This window comes from Paralcaligenes sp. KSB-10 (assembly GCF_021266465.1).
In the GTDB taxonomy this organism is placed as follows: domain Bacteria; phylum Pseudomonadota; class Gammaproteobacteria; order Burkholderiales; family Burkholderiaceae_B.
This window is the reverse complement of the sequence record NZ_CP089848.1, coordinates 1,539,966-1,561,538: the sequence shown is the minus strand read 5'-3', so window position 1 is coordinate 1,561,538 and position 21,573 is coordinate 1,539,966. Positions and strand designations below refer to the sequence as shown.

Annotated in this window: 21 protein-coding genes; 9 read left to right on the top strand and 12 right to left on the bottom strand. The window is 57.8% G+C overall.

The features are described 5' to 3' along the window. The first annotated feature begins 127 nt into the window (after positions 1-127). Both LSG25_RS07120 and LSG25_RS07115 read left to right on the top strand, forming a co-directional pair. The gene (locus tag LSG25_RS07120; protein WP_232743985.1) at positions 128-892 is read left to right on the top strand and encodes an IclR family transcriptional regulator; all 765 of its coding nucleotides are present in this window, start codon (positions 128-130) and stop codon (positions 890-892) included. Between the two features lie 237 nt (positions 893-1,129). After that, the gene (locus tag LSG25_RS07115) at positions 1,130-2,164 is read left to right on the top strand and encodes an acyltransferase (protein WP_232743984.1); all 1,035 of its coding nucleotides are present in this window, start codon (positions 1,130-1,132) and stop codon (positions 2,162-2,164) included. 23 nt (positions 2,165-2,187) lie between these two features. On the opposite strand, the gene LSG25_RS07110 is transcribed toward LSG25_RS07115, so the two are convergent. Continuing rightward, positions 2,188-2,925 carry a FadR/GntR family transcriptional regulator gene (locus tag LSG25_RS07110; RefSeq protein ID WP_232743983.1) on the bottom strand — a complete coding sequence of 246 codons (738 nt, stop codon included), beginning with the start codon at positions 2,923-2,925 and terminating at the stop codon, positions 2,188-2,190. A 160-nt stretch (positions 2,926-3,085) separates the two neighbouring features. Here LSG25_RS07110 and LSG25_RS07105 point away from each other — a divergent pair, with 160 nt between their 5' ends. After that, a complete protein-coding gene (locus LSG25_RS07105) occupies positions 3,086-4,018 on the top strand; it encodes a 3-keto-5-aminohexanoate cleavage protein (protein ID WP_232743982.1) in 933 nt (310 codons plus the stop codon). A gap of 32 nt (positions 4,019-4,050) precedes the next feature. After that, complete coding sequence (locus LSG25_RS07100; protein ID WP_232743981.1) at positions 4,051-4,521, top strand: MaoC family dehydratase; 471 nt, start codon at positions 4,051-4,053, stop codon at positions 4,519-4,521. Between the two features lie 36 nt (positions 4,522-4,557). Here LSG25_RS07100 and LSG25_RS07095 read toward each other — a convergent pair whose 3' ends face one another. The 3 genes from LSG25_RS07095 to LSG25_RS07085 form a co-directional block, all read right to left on the bottom strand. Continuing rightward, complete coding sequence (locus LSG25_RS07095) at positions 4,558-5,535, bottom strand: tripartite tricarboxylate transporter substrate binding protein (protein ID WP_232743980.1); 978 nt, start codon at positions 5,533-5,535, stop codon at positions 4,558-4,560. Positions 5,536-5,598: 63 nt separating this feature from the next. Beyond that, the gene (locus tag LSG25_RS07090; RefSeq protein ID WP_232743979.1) at positions 5,599-6,471 is read right to left on the bottom strand and encodes a CoA ester lyase; all 873 of its coding nucleotides are present in this window, start codon (positions 6,469-6,471) and stop codon (positions 5,599-5,601) included. Positions 6,472-6,569: 98 nt separating this feature from the next. Beyond that, positions 6,570-7,346, bottom strand: a complete 777-nt coding sequence (locus tag LSG25_RS07085) for an enoyl-CoA hydratase/isomerase family protein (protein ID WP_232743978.1) — start codon at positions 7,344-7,346, stop codon at positions 6,570-6,572. A 177-nt stretch (positions 7,347-7,523) separates the two neighbouring features. On the opposite strand from LSG25_RS07085, the gene LSG25_RS07080 reads away from it, so the two are divergent. Beyond that, on the top strand, positions 7,524-8,720 hold the full coding sequence (locus LSG25_RS07080) for a CaiB/BaiF CoA-transferase family protein (RefSeq protein WP_232743977.1): 1,197 nt from the start codon (positions 7,524-7,526) through the stop codon (positions 8,718-8,720). 46 nt (positions 8,721-8,766) lie between these two features. Further along, positions 8,767-9,933 carry an acyl-CoA dehydrogenase family protein gene (locus LSG25_RS07075; protein ID WP_232743976.1) on the top strand — a complete coding sequence of 389 codons (1,167 nt, stop codon included), beginning with the start codon at positions 8,767-8,769 and terminating at the stop codon, positions 9,931-9,933. Positions 9,934-9,960: 27 nt separating this feature from the next. On the opposite strand, the gene LSG25_RS07070 is transcribed toward LSG25_RS07075, so the two are convergent. Both LSG25_RS07070 and LSG25_RS07065 read right to left on the bottom strand, forming a co-directional pair. Next, a complete protein-coding gene (locus LSG25_RS07070; protein WP_232743975.1) occupies positions 9,961-10,962 on the bottom strand; it encodes an NADPH:quinone reductase in 1,002 nt (333 codons plus the stop codon). A 54-nt stretch (positions 10,963-11,016) separates the two neighbouring features. After that, a complete protein-coding gene (locus LSG25_RS07065) occupies positions 11,017-12,234 on the bottom strand; it encodes a PLP-dependent aspartate aminotransferase family protein (RefSeq protein WP_232743974.1) in 1,218 nt (405 codons plus the stop codon). 357 nt (positions 12,235-12,591) lie between these two features. Here LSG25_RS07065 and LSG25_RS07060 point away from each other — a divergent pair, with 357 nt between their 5' ends. The 3 genes from LSG25_RS07060 to LSG25_RS07050 all read left to right on the top strand — a co-directional run bounded on the left by LSG25_RS07060 (position 12,592) and on the right by LSG25_RS07050 (position 16,317). Then, positions 12,592-12,795 (top strand): hypothetical protein, encoded by a 204-nt coding sequence (locus tag LSG25_RS07060; protein ID WP_232743973.1) that lies wholly within the window; start codon positions 12,592-12,594, stop codon positions 12,793-12,795. 593 nt (positions 12,796-13,388) lie between these two features. Beyond that, the gene (locus LSG25_RS07055) at positions 13,389-14,684 is read left to right on the top strand and encodes a malonyl-CoA decarboxylase domain-containing protein (RefSeq protein ID WP_370635969.1); all 1,296 of its coding nucleotides are present in this window, start codon (positions 13,389-13,391) and stop codon (positions 14,682-14,684) included. Between the two features lie 97 nt (positions 14,685-14,781). After that, positions 14,782-16,317: a malonyl-CoA synthase gene (locus LSG25_RS07050; protein ID WP_232743972.1), complete on the top strand. Its 1,536-nt coding sequence runs from the start codon at positions 14,782-14,784 to the stop codon at positions 16,315-16,317. A 768-nt stretch (positions 16,318-17,085) separates the two neighbouring features. Here the strand turns inward: LSG25_RS07050 and LSG25_RS07045 are convergent. From LSG25_RS07045 to mdcC, 6 genes are all read right to left on the bottom strand, one after another. Then, positions 17,086-18,015, bottom strand: coding sequence for an ACP S-malonyltransferase (locus LSG25_RS07045; protein ID WP_255696678.1), 930 nt, complete (start codon positions 18,013-18,015; stop codon positions 17,086-17,088). Positions 18,016-18,036: 21 nt separating this feature from the next. Then, positions 18,037-18,900 carry a triphosphoribosyl-dephospho-CoA synthase MdcB gene (gene mdcB / locus LSG25_RS07040; RefSeq protein ID WP_232743970.1) on the bottom strand — a complete coding sequence of 288 codons (864 nt, stop codon included), beginning with the start codon at positions 18,898-18,900 and terminating at the stop codon, positions 18,037-18,039. Positions 18,901-18,974: 74 nt separating this feature from the next. Beyond that, a complete protein-coding gene (mdcG, locus tag LSG25_RS07035) occupies positions 18,975-19,664 on the bottom strand; it encodes a malonate decarboxylase holo-[acyl-carrier-protein] synthase (RefSeq protein WP_232743969.1) in 690 nt (229 codons plus the stop codon). Then, positions 19,648-20,364: a biotin-independent malonate decarboxylase subunit gamma gene (mdcE, locus tag LSG25_RS07030; protein WP_232744605.1), complete on the bottom strand. Its 717-nt coding sequence runs from the start codon at positions 20,362-20,364 to the stop codon at positions 19,648-19,650. The genes mdcG and mdcE overlap by 17 nt, the downstream gene beginning before the upstream one ends. A 2-nt stretch (positions 20,365-20,366) precedes the next feature. Continuing rightward, on the bottom strand, positions 20,367-21,260 hold the full coding sequence (locus LSG25_RS07025; RefSeq protein ID WP_232743968.1) for a biotin-independent malonate decarboxylase subunit beta: 894 nt from the start codon (positions 21,258-21,260) through the stop codon (positions 20,367-20,369). Continuing rightward, complete coding sequence (gene mdcC / locus LSG25_RS07020) at positions 21,257-21,571, bottom strand: malonate decarboxylase acyl carrier protein (protein ID WP_232743967.1); 315 nt, start codon at positions 21,569-21,571, stop codon at positions 21,257-21,259. The genes LSG25_RS07025 and mdcC overlap by 4 nt, the downstream gene beginning before the upstream one ends. Between the last annotated feature and the right edge of the window lie 2 nt (positions 21,572-21,573).

The following is a 21,573-nucleotide window of genomic DNA, read 5'->3' as shown; positions in this document are numbered from 1 at the left end:
TTTTATCCTATAATTTGCACTGCAGTTTTCTAATCTGCAATACGAGTAAGTTTAATGACGGGCCCTGCGGCTGTCAATGGCTGCGCGCGCATGAAATATTTGTTTATGCCTGCGGCGAAAGGTTTAAATGAAAGAAGACCGGCATTTCGTTACTGCACTGGCGCGCGGCCTGGACGTGCTGCGCTGCTTTTCAGCGGAGCGCATGGAGCTGGGCACAACCGATATTGCACGCCTGATCGGCCTTTCCCAATCGACGGTCTGGCGCCTTTGCTATACCTTGCAAAAAGCCGGTTATCTGGTTCCCGGCAACGATCCGGAACGTCTTCGAGTAAGCCCCGGTGTGTTGGCGCTGGGCTGCGTATGCCTGTCGCAACGGGGCGTTACCGAAGTGGCGTTGCCGCATATGGCCGAAATTGCCAATCGGTTCCATTCCTCTTTATCTATCGCCGCGCGCGATGGCTTGCAAATGATCATCATGGGCAGGGAAACCGCCCCAACCGTCCTGAAGCTGAATTTCCATGTGGGGTCCGCGCTGCGCATTGAACGGTCCGCGGTTGGCTGCGCTTACATGGCCGCCATCGGCGAGGAGGAACGCGAGCGCTTGATGGAAGAGATTGCGCGCGCCTATCCAAGCGACTGGGAAGAAAACCGCCGCTATATACAGGAATCGGTACGAATGTACCGGGAGCACGGCTATGTATTGAATCTGCGCTGGTATCACCCCGATGTCAACGCATTGGGTGTGCCGGTTGTGTCTCCCAACGGCAAGCGCGTTGTGGCCATAAATTGTGGTGGCGCCAGTTCCGTCATAAGCCGCGATAAATTGGAAGGCCCCATTGCCCAAGTCATGAAAGACCTGGCCAGCAAGCTTTCGACCATGATGATGTTTTGACGGCATCTGCGTGAGCGCGAGCCTGCCGCGGTCTTATTCCGTCGCCAGCCTGTTTGGCTGCGAGCCTCGCTGATCATCCCTACGAGCAGTTGATTGGCTTTGGGTAAAGAATGGGTTTACCTCCCGCAATACCCCGAAATAAGTATTCGCACCTCATCGCCCAGCCTGTGTTATCCCTGGGAAGACGTATTTCCCGACGACAACAGCCGTCTTCATTTTCGACACGGGATACTTTTTATGGCAAAGAACAACTTCAGTACGGCGATGGATACAGCGAGGGTAGGCGCGTGCTTCATGGTGGTAATGCTGCATGTGGCGGCAATGGGCTTCTCTAGTTTTGACGGCCAATGGTGGGCCAGCAATTTTTACGATTCTCTGGTCCGCAGTTGTGTGCCGATTTTCCTGATGATCTCGGGCGTGCTGCTGTTGGGCAAGCGGGAAGCCTTGCGGGAATTTTTCAAAAAGCGCTTTGTGCGCATATTGCCTCCCCTGATCTTCTGGTCGCTGTTCTACATGGCCTGGAACACATGGCAGGGCAAGGATTACGGGGGTTGGACCGACTGGGTACGGAAAGTGGCCAGCGGGCCTGTGACTTTCCATTTGTGGTACCTCTACGCAATCGTGGGGATCTATCTGTTTGTGCCTTTTTTGCGCAATATCTGGAGCGCATCGCAACGGGCCGAAAAAAGAACCTACCTGGCGCTGTGGGCTTTGGTATCGGCCTTGCCGACGGTGCAGACCGCGCTGAACCTCAACATCGATGTGTTGAAGACGTACAGACTGGGTTCTTTTTTTGGACTGGCCGGTTATCTGTTTCTTGGCGCCTATGTGTGCGAGACGTATGAGCAAAAGACCGACAAGACCCGGTACTGGTGGATCAATGTCTGTCTTTTCCTGATCTTCAGTGTGCTCATCATGCTGGCCACGTATGCCTATTCGAAGAGAGCCGGCGCGCCGAACCCCTTGTTCTACGATTACCTGTCGCCGCTTGTGTTGGCGTCTTCGATATGCGTCTTCAATATCCTGTATGGGCTGGGTACAAAAGTGGGAGAGTACGCAGAATCTTTGAAGCAGGTGTCCGCCTGCACTTTGGGCATCTATTGCATCCACGTTTTTGTGCTGGATCGCATCGAGACAATGGCGGAAGGTTGGGATGACGCCAGCATCTCGTCCTGGTGGTCTATTCCGCTTACGGCGCTGTGCGTGTTCGGTGTCTCATTGGGCGCGATCATGCTGCTGCGCAAAATCAGGCCGTTCGAGTTTGTGACCTAGCGAAGCAGAACTGCGTCGGAACGTTAAGCAGGTTCCATCAACAACTGGACATGCTGCGCATAGGCCCGCACGTGACGCTGCATGCGGCGTTCCGCCGTATCCGGGTCTTTGGCGACGATGGCATCGAGAATCCGGTCGTGGGCCTTGATGACCGCAGTTCGGACGTCGAAGGGGGCCATGTTTTTGATAGCGGTGGCGTCCCGGATAAGTTGCGCGATGGAAACGGTAAAGGTATGCAGCAGTTCGTTGTGGCTGGCTTGCGCCAGGGCGCAATGCCAGTTGACGTTTTCGTCGAGATAGGTGGGAACATCGTCATAGGCCGCGACGATGCGTTGCGAAATTTCGCGCAGTTGTTTCAGGTCGTCGTCTGTGCGATTCAGGGCTGCCAGCCTTGCCAGCGCGGGTTCAAGCGTTACGCGCGCTTCAACGATGGAGATCAGCGAAATACCGCTGACCCGGGCGAATAAATTGATCTGATTCGATACCATCGCGCCGGATGGGCGGGTAACCGATGAGCCGCCGTAGCGCCCTGAGCGGGTTTTGATGAGCCCCTCGGCTTCAAGAATGCGCAAGCCTTCCCTCACTGATCCGCGGCTAAGGCCGGTTTGTTCGACAAGATCGCGCTCGGGCGGCAGCATGGCGCCGTCTGCGATGGAGCCGTCCAGGATCTGCTCGCGCAGTTTGTTTGCCAGCATGTCGCAGGACTTGGGTACATCGATGATGCTGAGGCGGGCAGTGGCGGAAGGGGCTGCAGTATTCATGGCCTTTGTCAGTAAAACACAACCGTCTGAAGTCTAGCATGGAATAATCGATTTAACTAATTGTTTGACCATTGACTAAACGGACCATATTCTTTAAGGTGGGGTTTTGCCGGAAATGCGCTTGACCCGGCATGCTGTGACGCCAACCAGGAGACGTGAGTTGAAAACCTCGAAAAAAGTCATTATTACGTGTGCGGTGACAGGATCCATACATACTCCTTCCATGTCGCCTTATCTGCCGATTACGCCTGCGGAGATTGCCCGCGATGCCATAGACGCGGCGAAAGCCGGGGCTTCCATGCTGCACTTGCATGCGCGCGATCCCGAAACAGGCCTGCCGAAGCAGGATCCCAAGCTCTTTGCACAGTTTCTGCCTGTCATTAAAGAACAGACCGATGCGATTCTGAATATCACCACCGGCGGCGGGCTGGGCATGACGCTCGACGAACGTCTTGCGCCGGCAAAATGGGCGCAGCCCGAGGTGGCGTCCATGAATATGGGGTCGTTCAATTTCAATATCTCGGGCGCGGCAGGCAAGCTGGACAAATTCAAATTCGATTGGGAAAAGCCTTATCTGGAAATGACGCGCGATTTCATTCTTTCCAATACCTTTGCGCAAATCGAACGGGGGCTGAACGAATTATCGGCGATGGGCACGCGCTTCGAATTCGAGTGCTATGACGTGGGCCACTTGTACAACGTGGCGCATTTTGTCGATCGCGGCCTGATCAAGCCGCCGTTCTTCCTGCAGTGCATTTTCGGAATTCTGGGCGGTATCGGCGCGCATCAGGAAAACTTGCTTCATATGCGCTCCATCGCAGACAAGCTTTTCGGCGACGATTACTACTTGTCGGTGCTGGCGGCCGGCAAGCATCAGCTTCCGTTTGTCACCATGAGCGCCTTGCTGGGCGGGAATGTGCGTGTGGGCCTGGAAGACAGCCTGTATGCCGGGAAAGGCCGTTTGGCAAAGTCCAATGCAGAGCAGGTGACAATAATTCGCGCCATTCTCGAGCAACTGTCGATGGAAGTGGCAACGCCGGAAGAGGCTCGATCCATGATCCAGACCAAAGGTAAAGACAATGTTGCGTTCTAGGACTTTCGCACGAACATCAGAAGGAGCCTTATATGGCCGGCCTGTATTTTGAACAGTTTTCCGTTGGGCAGACATTCAATCATGCGATTCGACGCACTGTGACGGAAGCCGATAATGTCTTCTTCAGCGCTCTCACTCACAATCCCGCTGCGCTGCATCTGGATGAGGAGTATTGCCGCAACCATACGGAGTTCGGGCAGCGGCTGGTCAACAGCGCGTTCACGCTGGGATTGATCGTGGGCATTTCGGTTGGAGATACCACGCTGGGGACGACGGTGGGAAATTTGGGCTGGGATGAAGTACGGTTCCCGGGTCCGGTCTTCCATGGCGACACATTGCGTGTTGAAACCGAAGTCGTTTCCGTGCGCGAAAGCCGGTCGCGACCGCAAAACGGCATAGTCGTTTTCGAGCACCGCGGCTATAACCAGAACAATGTGCTGATCGCCACATGCAAGCGCAGCGCGCTCATGCTCAAGAGTCCCGAACATCGGGACGGAGCATGAGCGCGCTGCCTTGAGCTTGAGGACGCGTTGCGCAGGCTATTGCGGAACGATCCCGGCTTCCTTCACCTTTTGGCCCCAGATCGTTAATTGTTGTGCAACAAAAGGCCCGAATTTCTCCGCGGGTTCGGGAGTGGGTTCGGCTCCCAGTCTGGTCAGACGCTGCCGCATATCCTCCGAGGAGGCGATTTTTACTATTTCGGTGCTTAGGCGATCGACCACCGGTTTGGGCATTCCGGCCGGGCCGAAGATTCCCACCCACGCGGCGAGATTGAAGCCGGGCTGGTGGATGGCATCGGCTATGGTGGGCAAATCGGGGGCCAGGGCCGTGCGCTTGTTTGTGGTGACGCCCAGCAGCTTCAATTTTCCGGACTGTATGTAGCCGGCCGCGGAAGCAAGGTCGGCAAACATGAAGGACGCCCGGCCGCCGATGACATCGGTCATGGCCTGTGGCGAGCTTTTGTAGGGAACAGCGGTCGCGGCAAGCCCCGTGACCTTGTCAAACGCGGCGGCCGACACCTGGCCGGTGCTGTTTCCATAGGCGTAGCTGAGCGTGGACGCGTGTTTTTTTCCGTAGGCCAGCAATTCCTTGATATTGGAAACGGGCAATTTTCCGCTCACAGCCAGCACAAAGGGGAAGTTGCATATTTGGGCTATCGGCGTGAAATCCTTGATCGGGTCATAGTGCAGTGTCTTGAACAGATAGGGATTGGCCGAGTGCGTGGTGTTCGTCGCCAGCATGATGGTGTAGCCGTCGGGCGGGGCCTTTGCGACGAAGTTGGCGGCTATCTGCCCCGAAGCTCCTGCCTTGTTCTCGACTATCACGGGCTGGTGCAATGCGGCCTGCAGGCGCTCGGCAATCAGCCGGGCAACGATATCGCTGGCGCTGCCCGCCGCAAAAGCGGTGATGAAGCGGATTTCCTTCGTAGGATAGCTTGGCGAGGCCGCTGCCGTGCTGCCCGCGAGCGCTGCGGCAAGGCAGGAGGCGGTGAGGATTTTCCTGAATGAATTGTTCATGCATTGTCTCCTGAGGGTGTTGTACGCCGACCTATATTGATCAGTGGCGGTGCTGGCACATATTTAGATGCGGGCTCGCATTGCCAGTGTCTGCAAAGCCTGTTTGAGGTGGGGGCGGTCAAGCATTTGTCCGTCCAGTTGCACGGTTCCGGCGCCTTGGGCGTCTTCAAAGGCCTGTACGACCTGCTGCGCATGCCGCAACTCCGCTTCATCCGGAGTAAAGGCTTCGTTGATGATGGGCACCTGGTCGGGATGGATGGCTATCTTTCCCGCGAAACCGGCCTTTCGCGCCAATGTCGCGTCGTTGTGCAAGCCTTTGGTGTCCTTGAAATTTCCCCAGATGGTGTCGATCGCCGGCACGCCGGCGGCATGGGCGCCCAACAGGCACAAGGAGCGTGCAAGCTGGTAGGTGAATTCATATTCGCCATTTTCAAGACGGTTGGTACTGGCGCCAATCGCGGCTGCCAGGTCTTCCGCACCCCACGTCAATGCTTTCAGGCGGGGGCTGCTGTTTTTGTATCCTCCCAGTGCAAACACCGCCGTGGGCGTTTCGCTTGCAACGGGAATGATGGAGACCGAGCCCGGCTCCACTCCATCGCGAATCTCCAGGGCTGCCAGATAGTGGTCGAGTAATTCGATGTGCGCCGCACCGGACCCCTTGGGCAGCAGGATGCCGTCGGGGCGGCCGCGTACCACGGCGGCCAGATCGTCCAGGGCCAGGCCCGAGTCGAGCGGGTTGATTCTTACCCAGAGTGCCTGCGTCCGGCTTGGCCGCGACGCCAGATACTGATGCACCATTTCCCTGGCCACCGGAAGCCGGGAGACATCGACGGCATCTTCCAGATCCAGCACCAGCGCATCGGCGCCAGAGGTTTCGCCCTTGGCGAGTTTTCGTTCGCTATCTCCGGGCACAAACAATAATGACCTGAATATCATTTTTACAAGCTCCTCGATGGGCAGCGGGGCGGCAAATCCGCGATGGACTCCGCTGCGATGTTGTGTTTAAGGTATGAGTCGCCAAGCCAAACGGCACACTAGAACCCTTGGAAACGGGGAGGGCGTTTTTCGGTGAATGCGTCGGCTCCTTCCTGGATATCCTGGGTCTCCTGCAAAATGCGCAGGAAAAGCTGTTCCATGCGCAGCCCGGTTGCCAGATCGGCATCGCGGCTTCGCAAGGCGAGTTCTTTGGCGGCCTGAACCGCCAGCGGGGCGTTGGCGGCAATCCGCAGGGCATACTGCTGTGCCGTCGCCATCAGTTGTTCGCTGGCAACTACCTGGTTGACCAGGCCCCAGCGGCTGGCGGTTTGCGCATCGAATTGATCGCCAATCAGCAGCATTTCCATGGCTATGGCGTGCGGCAATTGCTGGGCAATGCGCTGGGTCCCGCCATTGGCGGGAAATGCGCCGCGCTGCACTTCGGACAGGCTGAAACGGGCATCGGGGGTACAGACTCTGATGTCGGTTGCCAGCAGCAGAGTCATGCCTCCGCCCAGGCAGTAGCCATTGACCGCGGCCACCACCGGCTTCCAGACCTCGAGGCCTCTGTTGAGCAACTGCGATTGCTGGGTTCGCATCAAGGTGGCAAGAGAAGGCGGGGCAGCCAGAAAAGTCTTTATGTCGGCGCCGGCGCAAAAGGCCTTGTCGCCGGCGCCGGTGATGATCGCCACGCGGATGTTATCGTCGTCGCGCACTGTACGCCATGCGTCGGAAAGCAGATCATAGTGATGCTGGTCAAGCGCATTGCGGCTTTCAGGGCGGTTGATGGTAATCGTGGCAATGCCGTTGTGTTCAACTGAAAAATCGATAGACACAAGGTTTTCCTTTTAGTGAACATGCCGAAGCCCTTTGGCTGGACGAGGTGCTTCGTCGCTGTTGGACATGCATTGACGTGAGAAAGAATAGTTAATAATATTGATTTAGTCAACGGTTGGACCATTAAATTATCATCGGTTTTAAATAACAAGACCATTACGAGGAAACCATAAGAGATGAGCACCCTGAGCGGCATCCGTGTAATCGATTTTTCAAAAGTACTGGCGGGGCCGCTGTGCACCCAATATCTGGGCGACATGGGCGCGGAGGTAATAAAGGTGGAGACGGTAAAAGGCGGCGACGACACGCGCCGCTGGCCCCCTTTTCACGGAGACAAGGGCACGGTTTTCCTGAGCGCGAATCGCAACAAGCAAAGCGTTGCCCTGGATTTGAAAACATCTGAAGGGCTCGAGATTGCGCATAGGCTGATCAAAACGGCCGATGTCGTCGTGGAAAGTTTCGGGCCTGGAGTGACGTCGCGCCTGAAAATAGATTATGAAACGGTCAAGAACATCAATCCGGATATCGTGTACTGCAGTATTTCGGGTTTTGGCCGCACGGGCCCGCTGAAGAACGCAAAAGGATACGATGTGATCCTGCAGGCGTTCAGCGGGATGATGGCGATTACCGGCGAGCCCGACGGCGCGCCCGTGAGAAGCCCTTTTTCGCCTATCGACCAGGCGACGGGCATGCACGCAGCCATTGGCATCCTGGCCGCTATCATCAAGCGCATGAAAACCGGGCAGGGCACGCTGATCGAAGCTTCGCTGTTCGATACATCGATCGGCTTTCTCGGCTATGTTGCGCAAAGTTTCTGGGAGCGCCGGTCCGAGCCCAGGCGATGGGGATCGGCCCACGAGTCATTATGCCCCTACCAGGTGTTCGACGCAGAGGATCGGCCCTTTCTGCTGGGTGTTGCCAACGATTCCTTATGGCAGGCCTTTTGCCGCGCGACCGCCGCGCCTGAGCTGGCCCGGGATGCGCGTTTCATGACCAATGCCGATCGTGTCGAGCACCGCGCCGAAACGCTTGCCGAGGTGCAGCGCATCCTGTTGCAACATCCCCGCGACTATTGGCTCGAACACCTGACGAACGCAGGCATACCCTGCGCGTCCATACAAGAGATCGGAGAAATGCTGTCGCATCCCCACACCAGGGAAAGCGGGATCATCCAGGAGTTCACCCAGGGGGAAGGGGCGCCCATCAATGTCGTTGCGCAGCCTTTGCGGTTCAATGGGGAGCGCAATGCATTACGGTATCCGCCTCCCGCCCTGGGGCAGCATACAAAAGAAATCCTGCTCGGCCTCGGGTATGGTGCCGCGGATATCGACGCATTCGTTCAGAATGGATCGGTACAGGCCTCTGCGCAATAAACTGTCTACGCACAGCCCATTTCATCAGGAACGAAACGGAAGAAAAATGAATTTCTCATTTACCGAAGACCAACTTGCGATCCGCTCGGCGGTAGAGGAACTTTGTGTTCCCTTTGACGATGACTACTGGCGCAAGAAAGACACAGTCGGGGGGTTTCCGCAGGATTTTTACTCGGCAATTGCCAAGGCGGGCTGGCTGGGTATTGCCATGCCGGTCGAATATGGCGGCGCGGGACTCGGCATCTCTGAAGCAGCGCTCATGATGGAAACCATTTCCGGGTCTGGAGCCGGACTGTCGGGGGCGTCGGCGGTGCACATGAACGTTTTCGGACTGCATCCCGTTGTCGTGCATGGCAGCCAGGAGCAAAAGGCGCGCTGGTTGCCGCCGATCATCAGCGGCGACAGCAAAGCCTGCTTTGGCGTCACCGAACCGAATACAGGATTGAATACGCTCAAGCTCAAGACCAGGGCGGTAAAGAAAGGCGACCGTTACATCGTCAACGGCCAGAAAATCTGGATCTCGACGGCGCAGGTTGCGCACAAGATTCTTTTGTTGGCGCGCACGACTCCCGTGGAGAAAGTCACCAAGCCCACTCAAGGTCTGAGCCTTTTCTACACGGATCTGGACCGTGCAAAGATAGCGGTGCGCGAAATAGAAAAACTGGGGCGCAAGGCGGTCGACTCGAACGAATTGTTTATAGATGGCCTGGAAATACCCATCGAAGACCTGATAGGGGAAGAAGGGCGTGGCTTTGAATATATTTTGCACGGCATGAACCCCGAGCGTGTGCTGCTGGCCGCGGAGGCGGTAGGCCTGGGGCGCGCGGCATTGCGCAGGGCGGCGTCCTATGCCGGCGAGCGAGTGGTATTCAACCGGCCCATCGGCATGAACCAGGGGATCCAGCATCCGCTCGCCGAACGCTGGGTAGAGCTGGAGGCGGCCGCACTTTTATATCAGAAGGCCGCCTGGCTGTACGATCAGGGCAAGCCTTGCGCGGCCGAAGCCAACGCCGCAAAGTTCTTTGCCGCCGAGTCGGGATTCAAGGCCTGTGAAACCGCCGTATTGACCCATGGCGGCATGGGTTATGCAAAGGAATACCACGTGGAGCGGTATTTCCGCGAGGCTATGCTGCCGCGCATTGCACCCATATCGCCGCAACTGATTCTGTGCTTTATCGCGGAGAAAGTGCTGGGCTTGCCGAAATCGTATTGACACGTGCCTTCCGCTTTGGGCAGGGAGTCAGTTTGCGTCCATGGCGATGATGATCTTCCCAACCGTTTGGCCCGATTCCAGGGCTTCATGGGCGTCGATAATTCGATCGAGCGCAAACCGGGCCGCGATATGGTGTTTCAGCGTCCGCTTGGCAAGTGCATCGGTGACAGCGGCAATCGCCTTGGCATGGGCCTCGCGGCTCATTGCATAAACCAGGACATATCGTACCGTGGCGTTGAGCCTTATCAATTGCCAGAAGGGCAAGGCGGGAACCGGAGTCTGGTCGGACGCGTAGGAAGCGATGGAACCGTTTGTTTTCAAGACTTTCAGGCTTGTGTCCAGGTTTGCGCCGAATGCGACATCAACGATGCGATCGATGCCCCGGCCGTCTTCCACGCCTGTAATTCTGGCTATGCCGGCAACCATATCGTCTTTCAGGCGATAGAGAATGTGCTGCGCGCCTGCTTCCCGTGCGACCCGTGCCTGTTCTTCCGTTCGGACGGTCGCTATGACGGTCGCGCCCTCATGCCTGGCGAACTGAACGGCGTAAAAACCGACCGCCCCGGCACCGCCGGTGACCAGGACAAATTTTCCTTCGAGTGGGCCATCGGCCGTGACGCAGTAATGAGCCGTGAGCGCGGGTACACCCAGGCAGGCTCCTTCTTCGAAGCTTGTCGTGGCTGGAAGCGCAACGGCGTTGATGGCTGGAACGCTTGTATAGTCGGCGGCGCAGCCGAAAGGACGGCCCAGTTGCGCTTCGTATACCCAGACCCGTTGGCCGATGCGGCCGGCATCCACGCCTTCGCCCACGGCTTCGATGACGCCGGCTCCATCCTGATGAGGAATGACTCTGGGAAAAACATTGGGCCGCGCGCCCGCACCGCTGCGCGACTTGGTATCGGAAGGGTTGATCCCGCTGGCGTGGATTCGCACCAGAACCTCGCCGGCCTGGACGCTTGGCTTGGGCAAGTCTCCGACCTGAAGCACATCGCGTGCGGGTCCTCTATCGTCGTACCAGGCTGCTTTCATCACTATTTCCGTGAGTATGTGGGAGGTATGGATTTTTCAAGTGTAGCGGCTATGTCAGGCGTGTTCCAGGGCCGCCAGGGCGCTGCCCAGGTCGGCCTTGAGGTCTTCGATATGCTCGACTCCAACCGACATGCGTACGAAATTCGCTTCGATTCCCGCCGATTGCATCTGGGCTTCCGTCATGGTGCCGGCCCACATGGCGGCGGTGTGGACAATCAGAGTCTCGACGCCGCCCAGGCTGACGGCATGCGTGGCGAGCTTTAGCGAGGCGACGAATTGGCTGGTCATGTCGAACCCGCCCTTGATCGAAAAAGCGATGACGGCGCCAAATCCTTTCATTTGCCGCAGCGCCAGATCGTGCTGCGGATGGCTGGCCAGGCCGGGATAAAAGACGCGCTCGATCCGCGGCTGGTTTTCCAGCCAGCCGGCCAGGGCCAGTGCGTTGGCATTGATGCGTTCCAGGCGCAGCGGCAAGGTTCTGAGCCCGCGCAAGAGCAGCCAGGCGTCCATCGGGGAAAGCACCGACCCCAGGGTGACGTGCATTTTCCAGATGAGCTCGGCGTGCGCGGCCGAGCAGCAGACCGCGCCGGCCGTGATGTCGTGATGCCCGCCAAAATATTTGGTGGCGCTGTGCACCACGATATCGATGCCCAGCGCATGGGGTTTTTGATTCAGCGGCGAGGCGAAGGTGTTGTCGGCAATGGTGATGATGTTGCGCGGCCGGGCCATTGCGGCAACCGCCGCCAGATCAGTCAGGGACAAGGTCGGGTTGACGGGGGTTTCGAGCATGATCAGCCGGGTTTCGGGCCGGATGGCTGCGGCCATTGCGGCCAGGTCGGTCTGGTCGACGATGCTGACCTCGACTCCGAAACGCGGCAGCACTTCTTCGAACAGCTTCGAAGTGCTCATGTAATGACGTTTCTGGGCGATGACATGATCGCCTCTGGACACCAGGCTTAATACTGTTGTGCTGATGGCGCCCATGCCCGAAGCCATCAGCAGGGCTGTTTCGGTGCCTTCGAGTTCGGCAAGAATGGCTTCGACGCGTTTGTGCACGGGGTTGCCGTAGCGCGTATAAAAAGCGGGGGGTCTGGGCATATTGGCCATGTCGGCGAAATCGGCTGGCGTGTCGGCCCTGAATGTCGCGCTGTACTGGATCGGAGCCACCACGGATGAGTCGCAAGCCAGTGCCGCGTCGCCATGCAGGACGGTGGTTTCGTCGTGCCATTGAGTGTCTGTGTGATTGGCGGAGGACGGCGTTACGACCTTCATTGTGTGCTCCCGAAGCAGTGGATGGTTTGACTTGCCGGGACGTCTTCCGTGTCTGGAATCGGAAACGTTTCGGCTTGCCCATGATACAACCGATGGGGTTTTGCCATTAAGCCAGGGGTCAGGATTGTTACCGGCCGTATGGGCGATTTGGGCGGATCTTTCAATAAATCAGGGTTTATTTCGATTTTGACCTTTGTTCGGGGTATTAACTGGCTACAGTTAATGCACTTGTTTGCATATTCGCTCCGAACTAAATGTTGGGGGTTGGTTCTTAACGAACATGAGTCGTGCAGTGTTTGTCGGCTCTAACCCTCGAATGCACAGGCATTTCGACAACTGTTTCTAGGAGTCACTTCAATGACCAAACAATCGCGTATTGCTCTTGCCCTGTCCACCTCTGCTTTGTGCCTGGGTATTGCCATGGCTCCGTCGGCCTTTGCCGCAAGCGCCACGCACGCCAAGACCACTCATCATGCGAAGCACAAGGCCAAGTCGGCTACAGCGAAAACCGCAGCTCCCGGCGCAATGAAAACGGCGCCTGCGGCGAAGACGCAAAAGTAAGCAGCTTTTAGTGGTTCCTTCGAGCTTGTACAAAGCCCGGATCTTCATTTGAAGGTTCGGGTTTTTGTATTCCAAGTGGGTAACCTTAGGCCTTGCGGGTTGCTAATGGATGCTTGGGGTGGTCTTGTGGCTGGCTGTGGGCTGTCTTATCGCAACTATTCGTGTTCTTGAGGCGCGGGGGTGGCGGCCCAGGCGGGGTGGAGCTCGCATCGTCCGGTCCTGGCTTTGCCAGGACTGCCCGCGGCCGCAGCCTGGATCGGGCGGTCGCGGAACTCGCGTCGTCCACAGCCCCCCGGGCTGTGGACACCCTTGACGCGCAAGCAGCCGCTCCCTTGCATCCCGATCCAGGCTGCGGCCGCGGCGGACTCAAGCTCGCTCACCCTGCCTGGGCCGCCACCCCCGCTCGTGTTAGAGTTTTTTGGGTGGTCGCTAACACCTTTTTCTGCGGGCACGGGGTAACGCGACAATACATCACGGCACGGCCTATTTGGTAGGGAGCCGAGCCCTATAAAAATACCGTCCTGGATTACAATCCATTATTCATAACAAAGGTTCCATCGAACAACGTTCTTCGGTTATCAGGGGGCTCGTCCATGACCATACTAGAATCAGGCACTCGTGAGCTGGCTGATCCCATGCCTGAAGAAGCCATTGAAAAAAATCGTGGCGAGGCGCCGGGCCTGATTGCCCGACTGGGGCGCTGGCTGGACGGCGATCGATCGAACAATCCGGTGGAAACGGAAAGCCTGTTTTCGGCGCGGTTAACCGATGTGGCGGCAAACCGGTTGGCCAAGCAGTGGTGCACCCGATACGCGGCGGCTGAGGACAAAGAACGGCGTTTCCTATTGAATAATCTGGCTCAGACAAGCTCAGGCATCGAGCCGCGCACCGATCAGGGGCTGCGCCTGTTCAAGCGTTTCAATGCGCAAGCCGATGGTTTGCGGTTCCTGGTGGGCTTGCGCGCCGATATGCTGCGCTGGCGCAAGCAGATTGCCGGCTTGACCGTGCTGGAGCACGAGCTTGAAGGCCTGTTATCGACTTGGTTCGATGTGGGTATGCTCGAACTCAAGCCCATTACCTGGGATTCGCCGGCGTCGCTGCTCGAAAAGCTGATCCAGTATGAAGCCGTGCACGAGATCCATTCATGGGAAGAGTTACGGCACAGGGTTGCGAAAAACCGTCGCTGCTATGCATTTTTTCATCCCGGCATGGACGATATCCCGCTGATTTTTGTCGAAGTCGCGTTTGCGCCGCAAATGGCCGGCAATGTACAGGCGCTGCTGGATCCTCAGTCGCCGGCGGCGGATCTGGACAAGGCTCGTTGGGCTATTTTCTATTCCATTTCCAACACGCAGGCGGGCCTGCGGGGCATCAGTTTCGGCAATTTCCTGCTCAAGAGAGTGATCGAAGAATTGCTGCGCGAATTGCCGCGCTTGAAGTCGTTTGCGACTCTGTCGCCGATTCCCGGCTTTGCGGCATGGCTGGGTAAACAGGATGGCCAGGTTTTGCAGGAACTGCTGCACGATCGCAGCGATAACCAGTATGCCCACGAGAGCGCCCGCGCCGGCGTGAGATGGGTTGCTCAATTGCAAAAAGCCGCCGTCGGCCAGGCATCCGAAGTGGTGCAGCGTACCGGCCTGAAATTGGCGGCCCATTATCTGAAAGCCATGAAGAATGGCCAGCCGCTCGATCCGGTGGCGCGCTTTCATTTGGGAAACGGTGCGCGTATCGAACGCATCAATTGGGCTGCCGACTGCTCGGCCAAAGGCCTGGAGCAATCGTGCGCGATCATGGTGAATTATCTTTACGACCTGGATGAACTGGATGCAAATCTGGTGCAGTTGGCTGCGGGAAAACCGAGGCTTTCCCGCAGCCTGAAATGGCGCTGATTGTCCTTTCCGCGCGCATTGGCGATTATTGACAGCCAGGCTGGCGGGGCGAATTTGCCCTTGCCGGACGGAGCAGAATATTTTGGAGACTTTTTGAGTGAGCAACACAAATCTTTACGCGGTACTTGAGTCGGGCTTCCCGGACGATCGAAGCCAGGTTGCGATCCAGACGCCGGCACGCGATTACAGCTGGGACGATATCGATCATTTGTCGGCGCGTTTTGCCAATCTGCTGCGCCGGCTTGATCTGCCGGCGGGCGCCCGTGTTGCGGTGCAAGTTGAAAAATCTCCTGAGGCCCTGATGCTGTATCTGGCGACGATACGCGCGGGCCTGGTTTATTTGCCTCTGAATATCGCTTATCGGGCTGCCGAGGTTGAATATTTCCTTGGCGACGCCCAGCCATCGGTATTGGTCTGCGCAAGCAAGAATCTTGCCTGGATCGACAGCCTGGCGAAGAAAACGAATACCGCTCATGTGTACACGATGGACGACGATGGCAGCGGCACGTGCCTTGCCGCCGCTGCGGACCTGTCTTCGGAGTTTCAGACCGCCATGAGCCAGGACGATGATCTGGCGGCTATTCTCTATACATCCGGGACGACCGGCCGCAGCAAGGGGGCGATGTTGACGCATCGGAACCTGGTGTCGAATGCGCAGGTGCTGAAAGCGTATTGGGGCTGGCGTGCGGACGATGTGTTGCTGCATATGTTGCCGATTTTCCATGTGCATGGCCTGTTTGTGGCCTCGCACGGGGCTTTGTTGGCGGGAGCCAGGATGATCTGGCTGCCCAAGCTCGATATCGAGCAGGCGCTGCGCTATTTGCCGCAAAGCACCATGATGATGGGAGTGCCGACCTATTATGTGCGCTTGTTGGCGGACACTCGATTTACCCGCGAGCTTTGCGGCAAAATGAGGCTGTTCATTTCCGGCTCCGCGCCGCTTCTGACGGAAACGTTCAGGGATTTCCAGGCCCGTACGGGGCATGTCATTCTGGAGCGCTATGGCATGAGCGAAACAGTAATGCTGACGTCCAATCCCTATGATCCGGCCTTGGGCGAGCGTGTGGCCGGCACGGTCGGGCAAGCCCTGCCTGGTGTGTCGGTGCGTGTGGTCGACGATGCCAATGGGGCGTTGGCCGGGGGCGAAATCGGCAATGTGCAGGTGCGCGGGCCCAATGTATTCAAAGGGTACTGGCGCATGCCCGAGAAAACCCGCGAGGAGTTCACCGACGATGGCTGGTTCAAGACCGGCGACGTAGGTCGATTTGGCGGCGATGCGCGCATTCCGGGTAATTATCTTTCGATAGTCGGACGCAGCAAAGACCTGATCATTTCGGGCGGCTTCAATATCTACCCCAAGGAAATTGAAGCCATCATCGATGAAATGTCGGGTGTGGCCGAGTCGGCGGTTATTGGTGTGCCGCATCCGGATTTCGGCGAAGCTGTGGTGGCTGTGATTGTTCCGAGGCCGGGGGCGGTTATCGATGGCCTGCGCCTGCAAACAGAACTGAAGGCGCTGATTGCCAATTTCAAGGTGCCCAAGCGTATTCATGTCATAGATCAGTTACCGCGCAACACCATGGGCAAGGTGCAGAAGAATGTGCTGCGCGAGGCCTACAAGGAACAGGGCTAAAGTATTTTCGGTTCGAGTGCTTATGGCGCTGAATGTGTTTCGATGACTGTTGTTTTGAGCTGTTTTTGGGCTTGAGCGATGACTTTGGGCTGTGCGTTGCTGTGTAGGCGGTGGTTAATTCTATAAAGACGCCGCAGGGTGGGCGGTGCTGTGCAGGCCGGCACGTCCAGCGGTCGGCTAGCTGCGCTATCCGACTACCCGGGTCTGCCTCGTCCAGGCGGGCGTCGGGCCAACTCGCAGTGCCTCGCGCGCGAGGCACTGCTCAGACAGGGCCCGCCGAAGGCCCCCGCCTTCCCTTCGTCAGCCCCCGGCGCTGGACTACCGCCGGCCTGCACAGCACCGCCCACCCTGCGGCTTGCGTTGAGGAAATGCACCGAGAGAAACGTTGAGGTCATGCATCGAGGTATACATTGATGCCGGCAAGTTCATTCCAGGCATGCCATTACGCGAGCCGTCTATCGGGGCTTGGGGTCAGGACCGGCGTAAGGCGTGCGCCGGATGCTACCGTAGGGAAGGCGGGGGCCTTCGGCGGGCGCTGTCTGAGTGGCGCCCCGCGCCGCGGGGCGACGCGAGTTCGCCCGACGCCCGCCTGGACGAGGTAGATCCGGATCAAGCACGCCGTGCCGGTCCTGACCCCAAGCCCCGATAGATGGCGTCTTCAAATACCAAAACGTCAAATACCATAAACACCCGAGTACCATAAACACCCGACCCAAAAATACTCTAGCGAACTACCCCACCAGGACACTGCCGCCCTATTGTGTCAGCCTAGCGAAGGGACCTGTCCAGCCACTTCAATACGCCGGGCAGCGTACGGAAATCCGATACTGAACGGCTTTCTATTGTCGGGTGTCTTGCTCGCAGCATGCGCGATAATGCTCCGCCCGGGCCCAGCTCGAGAGCAACGGTTATACCTGCTTCAGCGCACGCGTCCATGCATCCCGCCCAGTCTATTTTTTCAGCAATCTGGCGCGGAAGAAGCGTAACTGCTTTCTCTTTTGTGGCTATCAGCTCGGCCAATACTCCTGATATTACAGGGCTTGTGAAATCCGCAAACGCACAGTGTTCCAATTTTTCCCTGAATGGGGCCACCGCGCCCAGCATCAACGGCGTGTGCGAAGCTATGGCAACGGGAATGGCAACGGTATGGCCGCCCATTTGCGCGAGCAGGGGCTCGACAGCCTGCAAATCGTGATGCAGGCCACCCAGGATCAGGCTGTCTTCCCCGTTTTCAATCGCGATCGATAGTCCGTGCCGGGTAATAAGTTCATGGATAACCGTGCTGCGCAAGCCTGAGACCGCCATAAGGGATTGTCTGGCCGACGCTTCGGCGTGCGCATCCATGCAGCGTGCGCGGAATGCTGCCAGGCCGATGGTTTCGTCGGCGGAAAGCGCGCCCGCCACTCCGTAAGAGGCAACTTCCCCGACGCTGTAGCCGGCCACCAGGGCTGGTGGGGGGATACTGAGTTTGATGGCTTCCCAGACAGCCAGCTCGGCGGCAACGATCAAAGGCTGCGCGATGCGGTTGGAGAACAGCAGCTCGTGATCGTCGAGTATTTCCTGTAAAGGCATGCCGCATACGACTTCCGGCAGCCAATGCTCCAGCAGGCCCTCCACACGTGTATCGGTTTTGGCCAAATCGAACATATGTGGATGTTGGCCGCCCTGGCCAGGACATAGAATGGCTAGGCGCTGCATGGTTTTTTGTATAGGTGCGGGCTAAGACAAGTCATTGTTCCACCGGCAATTCGAGAGCACTGAATGGACAAGGCAGGTTGCAGCCAGTAAATCGGCGGCGCCGCCGGGCGAGAGCCGTTGACGCACGAAGGTGTGGTGACAATCCAGCGCGTGGCTTTCCCAATTGGGGTGTGCGGTTCCCCCAAGAGCCAGGAATTGTTGCGCAAGATTCCTGACGGTTGCCGCGCCTGCCATGCCGCCGCGATGGTACACATTGGTATCGCTGATATGCGCCATCAGCGAAAAAAAAGAGTCGATCCGTGCGCAAGTCGTATTGCGCCCGGCCTCCAGCGTCCGTTCCAGTGCGGGTAGGGCAATGTCGAAAATGGAAGGAAACCCCAATGCGGCTTCCTCGCGGGCACCGCTGGCTGCGTGGTGCATTGCCACTTGCGCGCCGTGCGATATGGAAGCGTCTGTCGATGTTGAATGCATATGTCCGGCCAGCGCACCACCCCATGTGGTCGATAAGGCGCTGCGTATGGCCCGGGCGGACAGGGTGACTCGATGGGCACGACAATGGCCCATTGCCGCGCACAGCAAGCCTAGAGAAAAAATTGCGCCACGATGGGTATTGATGCCGCCCGTGGCCGACAGCATGCGGACTTCGGCCTCCATGCCTAAATGCTTGAGTGCGGCAAAGGGCGCATTGTTCATTCCCGCTTCCGCTATATTGATGAAGTAATGCCGCAATGAGAACATACTGTGCAGGAAAGTCGCCGCGGTCATGTCATGGTGGCTGCCGCAGTCGACCAGCGATACCAGCCCCGGCTTGGGATACAAGATCAGTTCGGCATGCAGGCTGCGGATCGCAAGGCGGCCCAAGTGCGTACAGAATGGCTTGTCCATACCTGAAGCCGACTTTGCGGCGGGCTTTTGCGCCGGTAAGTATTGCGACCGGGCCGCTGGCCTATGCGTGGATGCTAGCCCGCGCATGATATTGCCTCGATGTTTCCAAGCGATGCCACCAGCGCGGATGTCGTGGTCAGGTGCACGCTGGAATTTTCCTTGACGAGAACGCGCGAATTGATTCCGCAGCGTATCGCCTGTACCCATTCTTTCCAGGCGACCGCTTGTCCCGAAGGGAATAAGATTTCCCCATCCAGTGGCAAAATTCCTGCATGGTGTTCCAGAAGGGCAAGCCCGTCTTCGAGTTGGATACAAGTTGTCGGCGAAAACAGCATGTCGATATCCGAGCTTGCCGTCACATAAGATACGGCAGTCAATGCTTGCCATGCGACGGAGCCATAAACCTTGAGCGCCAAGTCGCGTTCGACGGCTTGCCCAGCCAGCAATTGCAGCCGATGTCGCCAGGGCGCAGGCGCGGTGGCGATGATGGCATCGATGGCAAGCGGAGGCATGGTCCGGCTTGTCTCGGAAATGGGTGCGCGCAATGAAATACGGATTTTTTGGCGGGTGACCGAATCGGGCGGCAGCGCGATGCCCAAACAGACTTGATTGGGCATCGCATCGGGATCCGTGCGCCGTACAACCGCTGGCCAACCGCCCCGTTGCCAGCGCTCCAATGCGGGATGGTACTTTGGCGCAACGCTGTCGCGGCTCGCCCGCCAGCCTGCGTCCGTTAGCCAGGCCAGGTCATGCCGCTTGAACATGAGCCCCGGAAATCACTGCTTCCGCCACAGGATAGGCCAGTTTGCGACCTCCTCGGCTCAGGCCCAACGAAGTGCGTTGATCCGATGAATTCGTACTTGCAAGCGCCGCAATCAATTGTGCGGAGAAATTGCTGTCCCAGATTGCTTCAATTCCGCCCATGCGAAAATAGTTTTTCGGGCCGGGAGCGAAAACGGGATTTTCCTTGGCCAGTTCGATCAATGTCTGTTCCGGAACCTTGGTAATGCGCGCCATTGCCGGCAGGCCCATGACGCGAATAGTCGATTCCGGCAATGCATAGCAGGCATCGGCCATCAGGCCGCTGGCAATGAAGCCGCCCGAAAGTGCCTGGTCGTATACAAGGGCGATGACCTGGTGGCCGCGGCGTCGCGCCAGGTCGACGCATTTTCCCAAATGCGCCATATAGCTGTTGATTCCCAGCATTTCGTCACGATGGCGCAGGCGCTGCCCCTGTGTATCGACCAGAAGGAGGATTGTTCGTTGCGGATGATCGCGAACGACTTGCAGTACCGCCTTCGCCTGGGACAAGGCAATCTCGATGCCGATCGATGTGTGATTCGTTGTTCCGATAACGGCGATGGTCTTGCCTTGTACCTGCGCCGTTCCCGACAGGAAGCTATCCTGCTCGATAATGGACTGGCCTTCGGGGAACAGTTGCCGTGCAAGCTCTTTCCATTCCATCATCAGGCCCCCAGGCGATATTGAGCGGCATATTCGCTGAAGGCCTGGGCTTCCAGCATGGGAACGATTTCAGGATTCGGTATGCCAAGCTGATGCCAGATATCCATGGGCTCGGTATGTGTTGAGAACTCGTGCAGGCGATTTTCAAGCAATCTTTGTTCGGATTCCAGCGCGGTGAGCGTCAGTTCAGCCCCCGTTTCAATGCACGCCTGCATCGCGTCGTAGGCGGCTTGCCGGAAAGCTGCCGTATCGTCGGCTATGAGGGTTTGGCAATCTCCCAGCAGATAGCGGTGCTTGCCGCCTGTGGTACGCCAGACCAGTGCCCGGTCGAGCGAATCGAATTCTTCCACTCCGTTGGCTGTTTCAATGACTTCCGGCCCCGATATCGCCATCCGCCCCTCTTCCGACATTACAATCGCGTTCGTGCATCGAGCAACAATACCCATGCCTCCAAAGCAGCCGTTCGACCCGCCGATCAACCCGATCACAGGGATACCCGCGGCTCGGGCATCCAGTACCGCCCGCATCACTTCGGATACCGCGATGAGGCCGGCGTTGGCTTCGTGCAAGCGCACGCCGCCGGTGTCCAGCAACAGGATAACGGCAGCGACATTTTCGGCAATGGCGCGTTTCAATAGGCCAACCAGCTTGGCGCCATGAACTTCCCCCACCGCGCCACCCATGAATCCGCCTTCCTGCGCCGCGGCGAATATGCGCGTGCCGCAAAGCAGACCTTGCCCGATCACTATGCCGTCATCGAATGAAACCGGGGCATCGAGCTGCGCCAAATGGGGGCTGACGAGCCGCATTTCAGGCGGCAGGAATTCTTCGAAAGTGCCTTTATCCAATAAGCCATGTATCCGCTCGCGGGCGTTTGATTCCAGATAGCTGTTCATGACGCGTGCTCCAGCAGCGTTTCTATTGCCTGGTCCAGGCGCAGCCTGACGACCGCGGGCGTTGCCCCCATATCATTGATTGAAATGCGTGCGTCGGACAATTGCCAGCGTTGATTGAAATCCGTTACCACTGCTTCCCATATCGCGGCAAAGCCGTTTGCCGCGGTTTTGATTTCAATCGCGCAGCCGCCCTGTAGCGCTGCGTTTTCGACCAATACTTCCAGGTTCCCGGAACTGACGACACCGACCAGCTCAGGCTGCGCGGGTATGTGGCGCAGGCCATTTTCAAAGTGAAAATTCAAGGTTTCCATGT